The sequence below is a fragment of the Nitrospira sp. genome (assembly GCA_037045225.1).
Taxonomy (GTDB): Bacteria; Nitrospirota; Nitrospiria; order Nitrospirales; family Nitrospiraceae; genus Nitrospira_A.
This window is the reverse complement of the sequence record JBAOHZ010000009.1, coordinates 2,749,674-2,766,082: the sequence shown is the minus strand read 5'-3', so window position 1 is coordinate 2,766,082 and position 16,409 is coordinate 2,749,674. Positions and strand designations below refer to the sequence as shown.

The window sequence follows — 16,409 nt, the reverse complement described above, 5'->3', positions numbered from 1 at the left end:
ATGTCGCGGTCACTTTACGGCAAACTCGCCCTTGTGTTGCTCTTCCTGTTTTGTGCGGTTGGGATTTTATACACCCTCCTAACGGTCTTTACGACACGCATGTATCAGCAGGAAGTGAATCAGAAGCTGAACCGCGCACTGGCCAGAAACATCGTTGCCGACCAGCTGCTAAGCAGCCAAGGGGAGGTGAGTCCCTATGCTCTGAAAGAACTATTTCACCTGCTCATGGTTGTCAATCCGAGCATTGAAATGTATTTGCTTAACGCAAATGGAGTGATAGTCAACTTCTCTGCTCCCGCTGAGAAGGTCAAGCGCTCGTCCGTGTCGTTGGAGCCAATACATCACTTCCTGAGCAAAGCGGACACATATCCTATTCTCGGTGACGATCCTCGTGATGTGACTCGGAAGAAGGTCTTTTCTGTCTCTGCGATACCCTTGCACGGACAGCCAACGGGATATTTGTACATTGTCCTTGGCGGAGAAGAATATGACTCCGTTGCCGACATGCTGCAACGGAGCTACATTCTCCGTCTGAGTCTCTGGGCAGCACTCACCGGCTTAGTGTTTGCTCTCTTGGCCGGTCTCTTTCTATTCAACATGCTTACAAGGAGGCTAGGTAAGCTAGCCTCGACAATGGAAACTTTCGCGAAGAACGATTTTTCAGAGGCGCTAGAGGTAACTCCGCAGGATTCTATACCAGAGCGCCACAGTGATGAAATTGATCGCCTGCGGACGACATTCAATCGGATGGTACAACGAATTCTCCAGCAGGTGGCCACTCTGAAACAGACGGACATGCTTCGGCGTGAATTGGTGGCCAACGTGTCGCATGATTTGCGGACTCCTCTGGCATCCCTTCATGGGTATTTGGAAACGTTACTGATGAAAGAAGGAGCACTTACACGAGATGAACATCGGAACTTTTTGGACATCGCACTTAAACAAAGCGAACGGCTTAGTGAACTTGTGGGGGAACTCTTTGAATTGGCTCGGTTAGATTCTCGTGAAGCTCGCATTCAATGCGAACAATTTTCTTTAGCCGAGCTCGTCCAGGATGTGTGTCAAAAGTTTCTCCTCACTGTCGCAAACAAGGGGATAGTCCTAAAGAGTAGTTTTCCAGATGATCTTCCATTTGTGGAGGCCGATATCGGCCTCATCGAGCGGGCGTTAGAAAATATAATCCATAATGCTACCCGCTACACAGCAAGCGGTGGTTCGATTGCGATCTCGTTAAGCCACGAAGCCAGCTCGGTCACAGTACGCATTTCTGATACTGGCTGTGGTATCGCTGCTGGGCACCTACTTCATATTTTTGATCGCTTTTATAGAGCGAATCGACAAAATCAGTCAGGAGGAGCCGGGCTCGGGCTGGCCATCACTAAGCGAATTATCGAGCTACATGGAAGCACAATTCGTGCGGAGAGTACGCCAAACGTCGGAACTATCATCATCTTTGAGTTACCCACTGCTCATTCCTAGTCTCTGTTGTTCCAAGCCCTAATGGGCCGGTCCAACACCCTGCGTGATACAAATGTGACAATTTCGTGAGACCTCCGTGAAGAGGGATGACTATGCTAAACATGTATTGTGTTAGGCAGCGTTTTCAAACGAAAAGGAGAACAGACTTATGAAGAGAATCAGTCAATTTGGTATGGTTGCGCTTCTATTATGTTTCCTGCCAACCTTGTCTGTAGCAAGTGAGTCTGCCGTGGATCGCGAGAAGCTCTTAAAGGATTCCGGCGTCTATGCAACGTTTGCCGTGTTCAAGATGGGAGAACACTGGTGGCAGGTGGATCATGAAGCACGTGTCAAGGCGGCCTCCGAAGTGAAAAAGGTGTTCGAGAAGCACGCCGATAAGTTAGTAGTCGATACGCATTTGCTTCGTGGTCTGTCCGAGAGAGCCGATTTCCTTGTCAGGATTCACTCGAAAGAGATGGTTCATAATCAAAACTTCCTGATAGACCTCATGGGCACCACTATGGGGATGGACTTGAAGAATACCGACACCTTCAATGGCATCACCAAAACCCTAAATTATGTCCCTAGCTTCCCAGAAGAACTGAAGGGGGAGTTGAAGACACCACCACCTCAGGGCAGCCCATACGTTATAGTGGTTCCTATACGCAAGGACGCAGAGTGGTGGATTTCTGGACAAGACACCCGAACGGGCCTGATGAAGGAACACACGGATGCGACGGTCGCATACTTGAAGACGGTGAAACGGAAGCTCTATCACTCCAGCGGGTTGGATGATTGGGATTTCATTACCTACTTTGAAACATCCAAGCTGGATGATTTCAACAATCTTGTGACTGGATTGCTCAAGGTCAAGGAGAACCGTCATAACAAGCGTTTCGGTGATCCTCTCCTGTTGGGGACCATTCGACCATTGGATGAAATCCTCGATATTCTCAGTCGTTAGTCCATTCCCCTCGCACGTTCGACAACACGGTGACCACCTGGGAACAGGTGGTCACTTCTATGCCAGTACGCACAAATCCCCACTTCTAATATTTAGTTTATAGCCTCTATATGGCCCCACCCTGTCACCACCTGTTGGCTTCTCAGGGGGTGAAAGGGTGGGAATACAGGGTTATTTTCAAATGGTGACGGCGATGCGCTAGCTTGGCCGTCCCCTTGGTGAATTACTGGCCTATGCAGAGTTGAGATGAAGACTTTTTCTGACCAGGATTATCAAATAGACGCGAAATATGCTGACCACGAAGGCCCGCCGGCCGCTCCGGACTGCCGGGGCCGGACGGCCGGGGGGCTCGGGGGCACAGCCCCCGCTTCACTTGATTCATATAGTCAAAGTAGGACAGATTACTGATGCTGCTAGTTCGGTATGGATGGAGTTATTTCCCTGCCGCGCCTACGCAACGACTGATTACTCAAGACTGAATGCGCTGAACATAAATATGCTACCTTTGCGTGCCGACCGTCCTAACTATTGTGGCATGGCCACAATCCTATAAGGAAAGGCTTCCTCGTGGAATCGTGGAACCAATTACTTAAAGATCCAGCAAGCTATTGCTTCAGTCTTGGAGTGGGCGCGATTCTCGGGGTGTGGTGGGCGAGGATGACGCCTGCTCAATCCAACGTCACTCTCGTGATCGGCGTGCTGGCAATTAGTGCGGCCGTTGCCTTCAAAACCGGAGGACTGCCACCTTTAGTCCGGGGACTTTGGATCGGCGCAGCGCTGTGCTTGGTGGGGCTATTTGTCAATTACCAACTATGGACCCCGCGTGCGGAAACGCTCGATGCAAAGAGGGTAGTTCTAGCCCAGGTCGAGAACGCAGAGTATCGAGAACTTGTGGTTCAGGTAATCCATGCCTTTGAACCACATGCTTACATTTCGGTAGCGGGGGCAGTACTCGGCCCTGACGGAGCACGGACGGTGGATATTCAGGTGTGGCCGGTCAGCGGTGGGGTCCGGGGACCAACAGTCATTGATGTTATTGATCGACCAGACGCCAAACCTGTGGGCATCGATGCTATTGATATAGCTGACTCCAAGCGTCGCGACGTTCGAGCTAAAGCGATGTTGTTGTGCAGTAACACCGGCTTTGATGCCTTGGCTATTCAGAAAGCAAAGCGCGCCAACATTGGGTTAATTTCCGTTTTAAAACATGGGGACAAGCGAATCAGAGGCAGGATAGTAGAGGAAATATATCTGCGAAGAGTGAACGTGAGCCCATTTACTGTGGATTACGAAGGCGCAAGCACGGACGATTTGGAAACACTACGCCAATACATGACGGCGACCCATAATGTGACATATATGGGTGGGTCAGTTGCTAGTTGGCTGCAACAGCGTGCTTTAATGATTATCTCTAACAATCCAGAAGTAGAACAGCCACTTATTGCCCGGTTTGATCTCAAAAAACCCACGGAATTTCTTGTACAAGGTCATCAAGTGAATCTGCGAGCACTCTCTATTCGTTTTCACCCGCGAGTGCAGTGGCTATCTCAAATTGTCACACTAGACGCTAAGAACGGCATCTACGACTATGTTCGAGGCCGTGTGCGACTTGCCGCTGGGTCTAATTCATACGTCATCGAAGGTGTGAACTTTGACACAGCGAAACCGATGGCTTCGCCACCACCAGTGTCTGGCATTGGCGTTGGTTTACATCCTGGAGAAGTTGATATAACGCTTTTGATGATAGAGGGACTTGACCTGCCACAAGGAACACAAATCCCTAAGTTGGAGGAATTGGTGAAACCTGATGATTTATCGATGACAATAACGGGGTCTCAACTGGCACCTTAGGTCTTTAGACCGTTGGCATTCCCGTTTGAATGATAATTACCATTTGTTATGAGTGGCAATGCAAACTGAAGCGTCCGACTGGGATACAGCGCGGGGAGCCAACCTTTACGCAGTTTCGAACCTGTCTCTACCTCGGCAAGCTCAAAGATATTGAAAACGAGTTTGTCGGGGTATACGACGATATCCCTCACGAGACACCGAAGAACTTCGGCCTGTTCCTTCGGTAGTAACGTTGCGCAAACCCTTCGAAAATCCTTTAGATTTTGTAGAACGATCTCTGCGTCGTACTCCCTCGTTATATGCTCCTGGATCTGTCGTTGTACGGCTTGGTACTGAGTTTAGAGTCCGTGCTGTTCCTGCTGTTGCCGACGCATCTCATCCTCAATGCGCTGTACGGAGACAGTCTCCTGCCCTATCCCTCTGACAACCGATCTATTTCTCGTTCAAGCCTGCCCAACGACGAATACCTTCCCATTCCAGCGGCCTCACTTGCTCCTTCTGGGCCCGCTTCAACTCCTCGACCATCACTTTTGCCCATTCCGCCTGCGCGCTCAACGCGGATAGATATTCAATCACCTGGCGTTCTACAGCGGCGGCATTGAGGCACAGACGCTGTTGCTGTGCTGCATGGTCTTCGTGCAGCGATAGTAGGCAATGCGGTTAATCGATTGTTCCTTGCGACGTTTCTGGATGTCATGCGGGGTCATGACAGACTGGCAGACACTGCATTTGAGCAGTACATTGAGAGAAAGGTCCGATGGATCGTTGTTTCCTCCCGGCTATGCAAGCGAGGCGGACGGACTGGCGTCATGTATGATCGTGCTCGGAATGGCTGGCTTTACGCTGAACAGAGCAAGAAACGGTTGTGGGAGAGTTGCCAGGCGGAGCGAACCTCGGCACGAATGCGTTCGCACTCGAAGATGCCCTTCAAGAGGCCTGACCTTGCGTTGACTGTATCGGGTATGTACGAGGCATAGCATATACTTGATCGGATGGCGTAGAACCATGAATGCCAAATAGATCCTTACTCTCTTCGCGTTGACCCTCTTCTTTGGATTCAGCTTCAATGCCCATGCGTGTCTTGTCCCTGTCTATGCGGTCGGCACCATGGGAAATGGGTGTGCTGAGCCGGAGCAAGAACCAGTTCGACAGTGCTGCGGTACCTTTAAATTCCTTGGACCACAATCAGTCTCGGATGCTCCTCATCCTTCGCCATCCCACACACTCGACGCCTTTTCAGCGACGCCCCTGACGCCTTCGTTTCCGCATTCGGTGATGCTCGCTCTGGCCGGTCTTCACTTCCCGAGAAATGCCACTCTTGACGTGTTATCACACACGACTGTGCTTCGTATTTGATCTATACCCTCGCCATTCCATAGGGCTCTATTAGCACCAATCGTCTGGATGTCCTTGAGGGTGTCCAGAGATCGTGTCCTGTTCGAGCACAATACTCCCGCGCGCACGGTATTGTGCCGTTTCCGCAGGAAGGGAGGTGATGAACAATGTGTCCAATAGAACAAGCCTTGGGCTACTGTCCCTGGGGGGCAGTGAGTCAGCTACTGTCGTGGCTAGGCTGGTCGTAGCCTAAACAAATGACTCCATAAGGTCAGGGGGTGGCTCGCGCTGCAGCGCAACCGCACCCTGACTGCTGTGAAGAACATGTGCCACGCCTGGACGCTTTGCGCCGCGGCCTGCGACGGCGAGAAAAGGGTTCAGTGAATGCGAGGGGCGACTCATTCAGATATTGATCTTTCGCAGATACAGTGTAGTGCTAAATTCACGTCTGTCCTTCTTGTCTTGGATTCGGTAAACTTCAAACTGTCGGGGATGGAGTCCCCCATCAACCGCCTTTCCGAAGGCTGATGACTCCTAGGCTACATGCAGGTAGCTGTGGAGTCGTCATGGTGTTGTGACAGGCGCTAAGAAGCGCCGTATGTCCAGCCACTAGGTTGATGGAGGCCCCTCCCATGGAACAGATCTTTACCGTTGCCTTCCTGTGGCTCGCCCTCGCAGTACTCTCCACACTCATCGCCTACCATCTCCGCGTCTCTGTCGCATTGATAGAGACTTGTGTGGGGGTCAGCCTCGCCGCTGTGCTCAGTCTACTCGGACTACAAGCCCTTCTCCTGCCGAATGCTGATTGGGTCCGCTTCCTGGCCGCCTTCGGGGCAGTCGTCCTCACGTTTCTGGCGGGTACAGAGCTCGACCCGCTGGCACTTCGATCAAAACTCACCGAAGTCGATTTGGTGGGAATGGTAGGCTTCGTCGCTTCTTTTCTCTGCTGCTGTGAAGCAGGGGAAAGGCCCAAGACCGATCAATGGACTGAGTGAGGAAGGATAGCGGGGCACCTCTTTCGCTCAGTGACGATTCGACTCGTCGCAACATTTTCCGGCAATTGAACATGCTACCCACTGAGCGCTGAACATCATGTGCAAGAGAGAACCAACAGGGCATCGAATCTTGCCGGTATTTGGTGCTGGAACAACTATCGGTGTGTTTGTTGGTTCGATTGGTTTAGGCGGGGCTGAATGTCAATTGCCACTTCTGCGTCACTCTTTCTGCTTCCCGCCTTCAGAGTCCGTCATTTTGAACAGGGTTAGAAGTCTGGCGGCCGTTGTTTCAGCCTTCATAGTTCGAATCTGGATCATTCCCTTCTGGTCCATTGCTCAGGCATGGATGATCGTTGAAAATCTTTTGGGATGGAGCCTCGTCGGGGCCTGGGTGCGAGCAGGAGTAGCGACTCGATGTGCATCCCACACTCTTCATCGCGTGATTGTGATCCTATTGCTCGTGATTGCGCTTCTCTTGGTTTTCGCGCATTCCCCCTCGCCAGCTGTGAGTTCCGGAACCATCGGTATCTCGCAGGCTGCCGCAGGTGTATCTGTCGGCTTGCTGATCGGAATCGTGGCTTCCATTCTCAGTGTGGCAGACAATGAGCTGCTATTTTTACCATGGTCCTATTATTCTGACCTGTAATCTGCGCTTGGATTTTGGCGCTGCTGCATGATTAGGTAGCATCTTCAATGGGGCACCGCACATTCACAGTTTCCAACCTGTCTCAGTTCGTCCACCACCACCTACTTTGGTTCCTGATCAGCTCGTATGCGATAGCGGCCGTGTTTCCGACAGCGGGGCTAGGGATCAGAACGCTCTCGTTCGGTGACATACGAGTCTTTGGGACGACGATCCACGTGTCTCTCGTCCTGTTGCTCCTCGGCACGCTGATGTTTAACGCTGGACTGGGCGTACAAATATCCCAGTTAAAATCTCTCATACAGAAGACCGGGGTATTGGCAGCTGGACTCGCAGCCAACCTTCTCATTCCAATCGGCTATATCTTCTGCGTCAACCTCCTTCTGCTGCTGTGGCATAACCCCGAGGAGGCGCAACACATTCTTGTGGGGCTAGCCTTGGTCGCAGCTATGCCGATTGCCGGCTCGTCCACCGCCTGGGCGCAGAACTCCAATGGAAATTTGGCACTCAGTTTAGGATTAGTGCTGTGCTCTACAGTCTTCAGTCCAATCATCACACCCTTGGCGTTCTATGTGTTTGGAGAGATGGCATCAAGGGAGTATGAAACGGTACTGCATAATCTTGCTGATTATGGCTCCGGAGCCTTTCTTGGTTTTTGGGTTGTCCTGCCATCGCTCTTGGGGCTAAGTATCCGATTCACAGTCCCGGAAAGACAGCTCGCCGCTGTCATGCCGCACATAAAACTCATCAATTCCCTCGTCTTGTTGGTGCTGAATTACTCGAATGCATCCGTGTCACTCCCGCAGGCTATCGCACAGCCCGATGTGGACTTTTTAGTTCTAACCCTTGTCATCACAGCGGGGCTCTGTATTACGGGGTTTGCCGCTGCCTACTGGCTCAGCTGTCTGTTTAAGACAGACCAGGCGGATCGTGTTTCGCTCATGTACGGGCTTGGCATGAACAACAATGGGACGGGGTTGGTGCTTGCCTCACTCGTGCTCGCCTCTTTTCCACGCATTATGGTACCGATTATTCTTTACAACTTAGTGCAACATCTGGTGGCGGGAAGTGTGCACGAGCTGACAGACCGAAAGGCAGCGGTTCAAAAGGCTGGAGAACCATAAAGTCTTACTTTGGGAAACGTCCGGAAAAGATGCAACCGCGAACCAGCATTGGGGCTATGTCGTCATGCGAATGCAACCATCCGACTGAAATATGTTCGTGGCTCCACAAGACAAAGGGGGCTGACGGTGTCGCACCGACAGCCCCCTTTCTTCATATCCCCCTGGTCTTATGTGTCACCTGGGCGACGATGGCCTCACCGTTCTTGAGCCAGCCCCGCTCTTGAGCACAATCTCGCAAATATGGTCGAGCCGCTCAATATGCTCATAGGCTCCCCAGGGATCCATGGCGACGGCACAGACGCCGTGATTCATTTGCCCGACAATATCGAATTCAAGCGTCCCATCGTTCCTCAACCCCAAACACTCCGCCGTCATATCAGCCAGATCACGTGATAAGGCGGGCACTGCGGGGACTGACCGCCCTACGCGAGTGTAGCGAGAAATCTCCGGAAACTCCGCACTCATGGCCTGCAAATCGATCCCGGCATACATGGCGGCCACGATGTGCGTGGCATGAACATGGACCACCGTTCTCGTCTTTTTTGTCTCCCTCTGAAGATTCCAATGCATCCACAGCTCACCCGATGGGTGTTGCCCATCACGCACGTTGGGGATCAATTGTCCGGTCACAGGATCAGTCACGACCTCTAAGCGAACTATGTGTTCCGGGTGAACAATCGTCTTACGCCATCCGGATGGCGTAATGTAGAGATACTTGCCCGCCCGCTTCCGCATGCTGATGTTGCCATCCCTGGTCGTAATCCATCCTCGTTCGTACACTCGCCTCATCACATCGCCGATCGCAGTCAGCATACCTGCCTCCTTTTGGGACCAACTCTCCAGCTTCTGTTATCGGTTCCTCACTCGCAACCCTTGAGGGGAAAGTCAGCCCTCCAGCAGGAAATGGAATGTGCACAGAGAGACGCATTTGTTTATGATGAGCCGGATATGGCTGCGCTCGATGGATTCATTCCCGCACTCCTGCTCCGCAATCGACATCTCATGACTTTGGTGCCTCGCTACTGGCCTCGGGAGGCGATAGGACCACCCATTCCTCACCTGACACGCCGATTCACGACCGAGCCGGGAACTCAGCTACAAGGCGTCTGTCACTGGCAATCTTACCCTGGCAACTCCCCGACCCTCATCCTGCTCCACGGGCTTGAGGGATCCGCAGAATCCCATTATATGCGAGGGATGACGATCAAGGCCTACCGTGCTGGATTTAACGTGATCCGCATGAACCAACGAACCTGTGGCGGCAGTGACCACCTGACTCAAACTCTGTACAACAGCGGACTCAGTAACGATTATCGAGCGATCATCCAGGAATTGCGGATACGCGATCACCTGTCCCCAATATGGCTGGTAGGATATTCGATGGGCGGAAATCTCGTCTTGAAAGCGGCAGGAGAGATGGGACCGTCTGATCCGGCATTGGCAGGCGTGGTCGCCGTCAGTCCAAATATTGATCCCACCCAGTGTGTGGTCGCTCTCGAGCAACCCAGAAATTGGCTCTACCACCGGCACTTCCTCTCAAGCTTGAAAGCGAGACTGCGACGGAAGGCCGCACTTTTCCCGGGACGGTGGGATGTGTCGCCGTTGGATTCGATGAAAACGATCACCCAGTTTGACGAAGCCTACACCGCTCGAGATGGTGGGTATCGGAATGTCGTCGATTATTATGACCGCGCAGGAGCGCGCCACGTTCTCCAGCACATCGCCGTGCCTACGTTGATCATCACCGCGCAGGATGATCCGTTCATTCCTGCCTCCATATTTGAAACCCCGGCGATCCGGCACAATCCCAACATTACACTCACCCTACTACGCCATGGAGGACACTGCGGATTTTTTCAGCGTCGGCGCCCGCAGGAAGATCGCTTCTGGGCAGAGAACAGAATACTCGAATGGTTGACTCGACAAGGATAACGCAAGAAGGCATTCAGACGCCTGATGGGCCTCCGCCCGCGCGCGCCACTCATCCTTCGCTGCTGGCTTTGATGGGAGACGATGGCTTGCCGAACTGTTCCTCCAAGCCCAGGTGGGGTCTGGCGAAAAACGATCCGGCCAGCTTTCGGCCGTCATCATACAGGGGCTGCGCAGCCTGCCACTCCGCCAGAGGAGGATTCACGGGAAGATTGACCATGAACTTCGTCCCGTGGCCCACTTCACTGGCCACTTCCACATAGCCTCCATGCTCCTGCACAATCTGGTGAGCAATGGTCAAGCCTAGCCCCGTTCCTTCGCGTTCTCCGCTCTCGTGCTTGGTGGTATAAAATGGATCGAAGATATGATCCAGGTCCTGAGGATCGATCCCTGGCCCACTATCTTCGACCTCGATCTGAACCCAGGGCTCATTCACCGGCTTCACGAGTTTGCGGGTACGAACGGACAGGCGGCCCCCTTGGTCGCCTCCGATTGCTTCCATCGCGTTAATAAACAAGTTCAGTAACACTTGTTTGATCTGCTGCCGATCTAACTTCACGTAGGGCAGATCGCTCGCCAATTCCTTCTGAATCGTGATGGCCTTGCTGCTCGCTTTGACCTCGATAAAATAGAGACAGGACGAGACCACGTCATTCAGACTTTCCTGGGTCAACTTGGGCGTCATATACCGCGCATAGTCCAGAATCTCGTGCACCAGTCGTTCGATCCGCTCCACGTCCTCGCACACGACCTGACTGAACTGTTCCATGAATTCCACGTCGTCCCGCCGTTCGGGAGCCAATTGCACAAAGGTCTTGATGGAGGTCAACGGGTTTCGAATCTCATGGGCAAACCCGCCCGCCATGGTTTCAAGCGAGCGTAGCCGGTCGGTACGGCGCATCAACAATTGAGACCGGCGGAGATCTTCGTACAAGAGCGCGTTGTCGATCGCGATCGCCGCATGCTGCGCCAGCGTCTTGAGCAATGCCAACTCCTCAGTCGAATACATGCCGTGGTTGGACCGGCGGCCTAAGTTGCAGAAACCCACGAGCCGCTCCTTGCTGATCAACGGAATGCACACCTCTGACTCCAGACCGTTCAGGGTATCTAGCAATCGTAGGTAGTCTGTATCCGCCTTGTCGTATTCGATTTCCTCTCGAACCAAAGCCGTTTCCGTCCGCAGCAACGCTTTCGGAAACTCTCCCTCCATCTTAATAGGCGGCACAATGGAATCGCGGGTCACAAACCCGTACGCGGCCGTCAAACTGTAGACCCCCTGCTCCTTATCCAGCACGTAGACGGATGCCGTCTTAATGTTCATCACGCGCGCGAGCGTCTGCACGATTTCCTTCGTGAGAGACTTCAACTCGAGAATGGCCACCAGAGATTTCGAGAATTGCACCAGCGTGTCATAGGCATCATACCGCTCGCGAAACAACGTCTGCCCGATAGCCCGCTCGACGCCCTTCTGAAGGTTCGCCAAACCGCTCGATACGATGACAAACAAACCGAATAACACGCCAGCTAACAGATAATGAAACGTCCCAGTGAAAATTCTGATCACCAGCAAGATCATCATGTAGGCCGGAATCAGGCCCATCAACTTGATCGACAGCATCACCTTCGGCCGGCTCGGGACGAACGATACATCCATCAATTCGTATCGAGCGATGGCATATGCCACGACGGTGACCGAGAGACCGGCCAGCAAGTACCCGACCGGGTAAAACCCCACGCCATAATTCTGGAAGAAATCGAGAGAGGCGAAGAATCCCAGCGCCAACGCCACACCGGTATATTTCAACTGTGCGCCGAGTACCGGGGCTGAACTGAGATGGAGCCGATAGCCCTGATGCAGGCGATACACCGTCAGGCCTCCACCCGCGACCACATAGGCCACCAGCCACGGGTGGAGCACTCCCGCCTTCGGATAGCGCCCCCAGTAGTAGAGATACTGTCCCTCTACGAGATACGGCGTGAACAACAGGCTCCAAAACAGTGCTCCGATAACATAGTTCCACACGATCAGGCGATCATAGGCGGCCACTCCTGCAAGGGTCTGCGCGAAGTGGTACGTCAATGCGGGCAAGAACACGATGCCGGTATAGATGACCCGCACCCAGAAAAGCGCCTCATCCTCGCGCGACGCCGAAAACAGCATGAAACAACCGAATAACCAGAGACAGGCGGCCCCACACACAGCGCTGAAGATCGTATTCGAAGTTGAGCGGGGATTATTGCTGAGCACCCAGAGCGCGCAAATGAGAAAGAGCGTTCCGGCCAATAATGGAGGGGTGGAATGTCCGGTCGCACGGTTACTGAGCACCGCACCGATGGAGGTCGCCACGACGATAATCGCCAGGACAATGGCATAACCAAGGCCCTTATTCAGTACGACACTGATATTCATGAGACGGTACCGAACGATCGTATACGCCATCAACGCGGTATACACCGTGATCAGCACCGTGCCGTAAGGCAACAGCGGCACACCATACCAGAGAGGAAAATTCGTGGCCCCGCCCACATACCCGATAATACTGGCCGCCAGCATGTAGGCATATTGATGGCGTCGAATTCCATTGGCATCTCGGAGCGCGACCCCGACAAGCGAGGTGGCATAGATGACATACCAGAGGAAATACGCCAGAAAGGGATGAAAGAAAGGGCCGGGCACCGGCCAGAAGGCGAACGACATTGCGGGATGCACGCCCGCCACGAACCAGGGCGTCGCATCCACCAACAGAAACAAAGCGGCTAGGCCATACCCGATCTTCAAGGCCTTGGCATGGCCCGCGGCGATATCAAGAAATGTGACGGTATGGTGAAAATACAGGATCGGAATAAGGGCCGCGCCGGCCATGACCAGGCGCAGGAGGCTCAGCGCAAGCTCTCGAGACTCAGTAAGTTGCCACCCGCAGTAAAAAATGCTCCAGAAGGCGATGCTCAGACAATACAGCCCGTAGATGCGATTGCGAGGAGCGGCGGGATCCCGGAAGTAAACAAACATTCCGAGCCCAGTCGCCGCCAACGCATTCACCAACGCGCTGAACGCGAGCACTTTCATGTTAGGTACTCTGGGAGAGTCGCGGTCGTAGCATCATGCCGCCACCGTGAGATTCGCCAGGCCCTTGTCGGCCACGGCAATGAGGGCTTGGTTGCCGAATGTGGAGTACACGCGCGGCTGACTGACGCCGGCCGCGCGCAACAAACTTTCCAGTTCAGCCTGGTAGTGGAAATGAAAAATGCCTTCGCCCTCGCGCGCCTTGATTCTACCAGAATTGTCCAGGAGACGACGGCCTTCTTCCACTTGGTCCGGCGACTGCGCCGTTTCGACGAAACTGCGATAAATCGCCGAGAGATCCGCATATGGCTTCAGGTTAGAGACCACCAACCGCCCATTGGGCGCCAACACGCGCAGATACTCCCGCAGCGTGAAGAGCGGATCACGTACGTACCCGATCACAAGATTGCACACGACTCGGTCGAACGAATGATCGGGAAACGGCAATGGGGATTCCAGATCGGCCCGGCAGACTCGCATCGACATCGGCACATAGGCTCGTAACCCTTCATAAAATTGCCCCCGCAACGCCGCCGCAACCTGGTCGAAGTTGGTCATTGCCTGAGCCAACGCCGCTGGCACAAAATCGATCCCGACATAGTCAGGCGAGCGAAAATCTCCGCGCCGGGCATAGCGCTGCCGAAACGCTTGATTGAGCTGCAAGAACACCCCGAGGTTACCATTGCCGCACCCGGCGTCCAGAATCCGCTCACCGTTATGGCAGTCGCCCATCAGGCGATAGACATGATCCATGAGTTGCCAAAAATCGGCCACGTTCGGGATCGTTCGGAAATTATGCAAATACTCCTGCCAGAACGCCACATGGTCCGATTTGCCCATCGGCCGACGCTTCTTACTGCGTTCACGTTCCACGCGGTTCTGCACGCCGATTTCTCGATGTGACGGTTCAAGCATCCGTTCCGTGGCTCGTGTTGGCCACAACTCCTGCTGGCAACACAGGGCGAGTTGGCGATAGACCGTGCGAGCCTTCCGGGGGCTCTCCTGAAGTCGATGCAAGGCGCCCGGCACCACATAGGAGTGACGCAAATTCGAACCCATCGCAGAGCCGACCGATTCGATCGAGGCCGAATCGACCCACGCATCCTGCTCGGCATGAAACAGTACGACGGGAGCACGGAGGCGCTCGGCATCCTGCCGGGTGGTACTCAGATCGGCGTAGCCTCCCTGAACAGCATGCTCCAGCCAACGATCCGCATCGATAGTCAGGCCCAGAATGTTGACCACGCCTTTGCGCACACCAGCCAGATGTTCGCCGATCAGATCTTCTTGATGCACAGCCTCTAACGTATGCTGAACGTCCATGATTCCATTGATCAACACCAGCAACCCTAGGTGAGGGACTCGCCCCGCGACCTTGAGGGCGACACGGCCGGCCAGGCTGGTTGCCACGAGACCGATGGATCGACCCGGCCATTGAGCCGCCACATAATCCAGCACAGTCTCCAGATCAGTTTCCATATCCTCTAGGCGAAATTGTGTCACCGATCCATCGCTCTCTCCGACATGATTCACATTGTCGAAGCGCACGACACGAAACCCATTGCCGGCGAGATAGTAGGCCAACGGCACATAGTCGCGTTTGCTCTCCCCATACCCAGGAGCCAGCACCACAATCGGTGCGTTGTCCGACAGATCGGTTCGAGGTCGATCGTGGCAGAGCGCGATACGGAGACCGGACGGACGGACACACTCGGAGAACTCACTGATGACAGAAGGTCCTTCCGTCTTAGCGTCAACGCCCTCCCCCTGCCGCTGCTCAAGTAGATGCTCAATGATGTCCTCTGCCTCTTTCGCAACCGGGAGAAATCGCACACCGGCCAACACGGTCCGCCCACCCACCTCCTGAGAACCCAAGCGAGCGCCGGCTTCCCACGGCCTTGTCCACATGACTTCCCCCACCACAGAACAGACAGACGACGGCAGGGAGACTGCAGGTGTTCCCTGATAAGCACTTGGCGATATCCATCGCAGTTCTAATTCCGAACCCAGCAAATCTTCCTCGGCCGCCAAACGCACGCAGGCTCCGTTGGGCGTCAAGTCCGTCGTCGTCGCGCCGGACACGAGCCGATGGCCAGCCACATTCTTCAGACTGATTTGGGTGGTCAACCCGACCGTAATCCGCTGCTGACGTCGCCGCTCCCGATACGGCCGATTCGGCGACAAGGCACCGCGCGCACGCACGGGTTGAGCAACAACCGGCTGCCGGGACTCGGTCTCAATCAGGGCCTCTTCACTCTCTTGGGCGACCAATGCCGCGACGAGATGCAGCCCATTCGACCGTGCGCGGCCCTCGCTCATCCACATGGCTACCACCCGTTCATCGCCGGCGCTCAACCGCACAAACTGAACCGCGAGTGTCACCTCTCGTTTCGTGTGGCCTGACTCAAGGACGCTTTCGGATACGCGGATCCCACACACAATCCCCACACTTTCTGGCCGCACAGCTCCTGGAGTCAAACTCAGCACAATCTGCTGATTCAGCATGGCAGGGATGTCCTCGATAAAATCCATCGACAGCCCCCCTAAACTGAGGCTTTTCGTCTGACCTTTCCATGTATGATCCTGAAAGTGAAGGAGGGTCGACAGGCGAGTATCGAGGCGCCGGGTAGCCCGCCGCTCCGCAACGGACAGGGACCACGCATCGTTGGTTTTCTTCCGATCCGGTGCCGAAGATTGCAGGTGGCTCTCCTGACCAAGCAAGCCGGTGATAGACAGACTCTCATTGCGCACAGCGAAGTGCTTCGACATGTATTTCCTCCCGCCATATTACGTGCTGCACGTGGCACAGCATCGGATTGAATAACGCGTGGACGTCGTCGCCCGCTCACAGAGCTCGCTCCGGGCGAGGCTGGACTCTTGCAAGCGCACGAACGATTCCAAAGACGCGGGAGGAGGTTGGTTGATCTAACCAGGGCAGGATTAACGACACGTACGGCCTCAGAATTGGCACAAGGCACCTGTCATAACAATCCGATGTTCGAAGCTTATTCTAGGGAATTAGACATATTTGTCAACTCGTCCACAG

General features: G+C 54.1%; 12 protein-coding genes and 1 riboswitch. Of the genes, 8 read left to right on the top strand and 4 right to left on the bottom strand.

Annotated elements, in window-relative coordinates; all coding sequences use genetic code 11:
• From V9G17_13735 to V9G17_13720, 4 genes are all read left to right on the top strand, one after another.
• Nucleotides 1–1,479, top strand: coding sequence for an ATP-binding protein (locus tag V9G17_13735; protein ID MEI2753659.1), 1,479 nt, complete (start codon nucleotides 1–3; stop codon nucleotides 1,477–1,479).
• 148 nt (nucleotides 1,480–1,627) lie between these two features.
• Nucleotides 1,628–2,422, top strand: coding sequence for a chlorite dismutase family protein (locus V9G17_13730; GenBank protein MEI2753658.1), 795 nt, complete (start codon nucleotides 1,628–1,630; stop codon nucleotides 2,420–2,422).
• A 567-nt stretch (nucleotides 2,423–2,989) separates the two neighbouring features.
• Entirely contained in the window at nucleotides 2,990–4,273 is a 1,284-nt protein-coding gene (locus V9G17_13725) for a hypothetical protein (protein MEI2753657.1), read from the top strand.
• Nucleotides 4,274–4,302: 29 nt separating this feature from the next.
• A complete protein-coding gene (locus tag V9G17_13720; protein ID MEI2753656.1) occupies nucleotides 4,303–4,500 on the top strand; it encodes a hypothetical protein in 198 nt (65 codons plus the stop codon).
• 205 nt (nucleotides 4,501–4,705) lie between these two features.
• Here the strand turns inward: V9G17_13720 and V9G17_13715 are convergent, their stop codons facing one another.
• Nucleotides 4,706–4,849 carry a hypothetical protein gene (locus V9G17_13715; GenBank protein MEI2753655.1) on the bottom strand — a complete coding sequence of 48 codons (144 nt, stop codon included), beginning with the start codon at nucleotides 4,847–4,849 and terminating at the stop codon, nucleotides 4,706–4,708.
• 1,238 nt (nucleotides 4,850–6,087) lie between these two features.
• Nucleotides 6,088–6,152: riboswitch (Fluoride riboswitch) on the top strand.
• 88 nt (nucleotides 6,153–6,240) lie between these two features.
• Between V9G17_13715 and V9G17_13710 the strand changes: the two genes are divergently transcribed.
• The 3 genes from V9G17_13710 (at nucleotide 6,241) to V9G17_13700 (ending at nucleotide 8,370) form a co-directional block, all read left to right on the top strand.
• A complete protein-coding gene (locus V9G17_13710; GenBank protein ID MEI2753654.1) occupies nucleotides 6,241–6,603 on the top strand; it encodes a cation:proton antiporter in 363 nt (120 codons plus the stop codon).
• A 97-nt stretch (nucleotides 6,604–6,700) separates the two neighbouring features.
• The gene (locus V9G17_13705) at nucleotides 6,701–7,249 is read left to right on the top strand and encodes a hypothetical protein (GenBank protein MEI2753653.1); all 549 of its coding nucleotides are present in this window, start codon (nucleotides 6,701–6,703) and stop codon (nucleotides 7,247–7,249) included.
• A 47-nt stretch (nucleotides 7,250–7,296) separates the two neighbouring features.
• A complete protein-coding gene (locus V9G17_13700) occupies nucleotides 7,297–8,370 on the top strand; it encodes a bile acid:sodium symporter (protein ID MEI2753652.1) in 1,074 nt (357 codons plus the stop codon).
• A 174-nt stretch (nucleotides 8,371–8,544) separates the two neighbouring features.
• Here V9G17_13700 and V9G17_13695 read toward each other — a convergent pair whose 3' ends face one another.
• Nucleotides 8,545–9,183, bottom strand: a complete 639-nt coding sequence (locus V9G17_13695) for a class II aldolase/adducin family protein (protein ID MEI2753651.1) — start codon at nucleotides 9,181–9,183, stop codon at nucleotides 8,545–8,547.
• 135 nt (nucleotides 9,184–9,318) lie between these two features.
• On the opposite strand from V9G17_13695, the gene V9G17_13690 reads away from it, so the two are divergent.
• Nucleotides 9,319–10,302 carry an alpha/beta fold hydrolase gene (locus V9G17_13690; GenBank protein MEI2753650.1) on the top strand — a complete coding sequence of 328 codons (984 nt, stop codon included), beginning with the start codon at nucleotides 9,319–9,321 and terminating at the stop codon, nucleotides 10,300–10,302.
• 49 nt (nucleotides 10,303–10,351) lie between these two features.
• On the opposite strand, the gene V9G17_13685 is transcribed toward V9G17_13690, so the two are convergent.
• Both V9G17_13685 and V9G17_13680 read right to left on the bottom strand, forming a co-directional pair.
• On the bottom strand, nucleotides 10,352–13,366 hold the full coding sequence (locus V9G17_13685) for an ATP-binding protein (protein ID MEI2753649.1): 3,015 nt from the start codon (nucleotides 13,364–13,366) through the stop codon (nucleotides 10,352–10,354).
• A 33-nt stretch (nucleotides 13,367–13,399) separates the two neighbouring features.
• Nucleotides 13,400–16,132, bottom strand: coding sequence for an alpha/beta fold hydrolase (locus V9G17_13680; protein MEI2753648.1), 2,733 nt, complete (start codon nucleotides 16,130–16,132; stop codon nucleotides 13,400–13,402).
• Nucleotides 16,133–16,409: the final 277 nt, after the last annotated feature.

Excerpts from the sequence above, each read along its gene's own strand:
- V9G17_13735 (MEI2753659.1), top strand. The coding sequence starts at position 1 with ATGTCGCGGTCACTTTACGGCAAACTCGCCCTTGTGTTGCTCTTCCTG.
- V9G17_13730 (MEI2753658.1), top strand. The coding sequence starts at position 1,628 with ATGAAGAGAATCAGTCAATTTGGTATGGTTGCGCTTCTATTATGTTTC.
- V9G17_13720 (MEI2753656.1), top strand. The coding sequence starts at position 4,303 with ATGATAATTACCATTTGTTATGAGTGGCAATGCAAACTGAAGCGTCCG.
- V9G17_13710 (MEI2753654.1), top strand. The coding sequence starts at position 6,241 with ATGGAACAGATCTTTACCGTTGCCTTCCTGTGGCTCGCCCTCGCAGTA.
- V9G17_13705 (MEI2753653.1), top strand. The coding sequence starts at position 6,701 with ATGTGCAAGAGAGAACCAACAGGGCATCGAATCTTGCCGGTATTTGGT.
- V9G17_13700 (MEI2753652.1), top strand. The coding sequence starts at position 7,297 with ATGGGGCACCGCACATTCACAGTTTCCAACCTGTCTCAGTTCGTCCAC.
- V9G17_13695 (MEI2753651.1), bottom strand. The coding sequence starts at position 9,183 with ATGCTGACTGCGATCGGCGATGTGATGAGGCGAGTGTACGAACGAGGA.
- V9G17_13690 (MEI2753650.1), top strand. The coding sequence starts at position 9,319 with ATGGCTGCGCTCGATGGATTCATTCCCGCACTCCTGCTCCGCAATCGA.
- V9G17_13685 (MEI2753649.1), bottom strand. The coding sequence starts at position 13,366 with ATGAAAGTGCTCGCGTTCAGCGCGTTGGTGAATGCGTTGGCGGCGACT.
- V9G17_13680 (MEI2753648.1), bottom strand. The coding sequence starts at position 16,132 with ATGTCGAAGCACTTCGCTGTGCGCAATGAGAGTCTGTCTATCACCGGC.